General features: G+C 50.1%; 1 pseudogene. It reads left to right on the top strand.

The window, feature by feature from the left end:
• A pseudogene (locus J5X94_RS13815) lies at window positions 1-513 on the top strand (IS30-like element IS1655 family transposase); the annotation flags it as partial.
• Between the last annotated feature and the right edge of the window lie 174 nt (window positions 514-687).

Below are 687 nucleotides of genomic sequence, written 5' to 3'. Positions count from 1 at the left end.
CGTGTCGGCATAGAAAACCGACCCGCTATCGTCGACCAGAAATCCCGTATCGGCGATTGGAAAGCCGACACCATTGTCGGCAAAGGACAGAAAAGCGCATTATTGACCTTGGTCGAACGCGTTACCCGCTACACCATCATCTGCAAATTGGATAGCCTCAAAGCCGAAGACACTGCCCGGGCAGCTGTTAGGGCATTAAAGGCACATAAAGACAGGGTGCACACCATCACCATGGATAACGGCAAAGAGTTCTACCAACACACCAAAATAACCAAAGCATTGAAAGCGGAGACTTATTTTTGTCGCCCTTACCATTCTTGGGAGAAAGGGCTGAATGAGAACACCAACGGACTCATCCGGCAATACTTCCCCAAACAAACCGATTTCCGTAACATCAGTGATCGGGAGATACGCAGGGTTCAAGATGAGTTGAACCACCGGCCAAGAAAAACACTTGGCTACGAAACGCCAAGTGTTTTATTCTTGAATCTGTTCCAACCACTAATACACTAGTGTTGCACTTGAAATCCGAATCCAAGGTCGTCTGAAAAAGCAGTTTCAGACGACCTTTTTTCATTCGCGGCGGCAGTGCCGCTCCCCGCCCTTAGCCCAAAAACTCTTTCAAAAACAGCAACACGCAGGCGAGTTCGTCGGCGGCTTCGCGCTGCGTGCCGTTGCCGGTATGGC

It is taken from the genome of Psychrobacter sp. K31L (genome assembly GCF_017942195.1).
In the GTDB taxonomy this organism is placed as follows: Bacteria; Pseudomonadota; Gammaproteobacteria; order Pseudomonadales; family Moraxellaceae; genus Psychrobacter; species Psychrobacter glaciei.
Note: the sequence above shows the minus strand (reverse complement) of the source record. Positions and strands in the feature narration are given on the sequence as shown.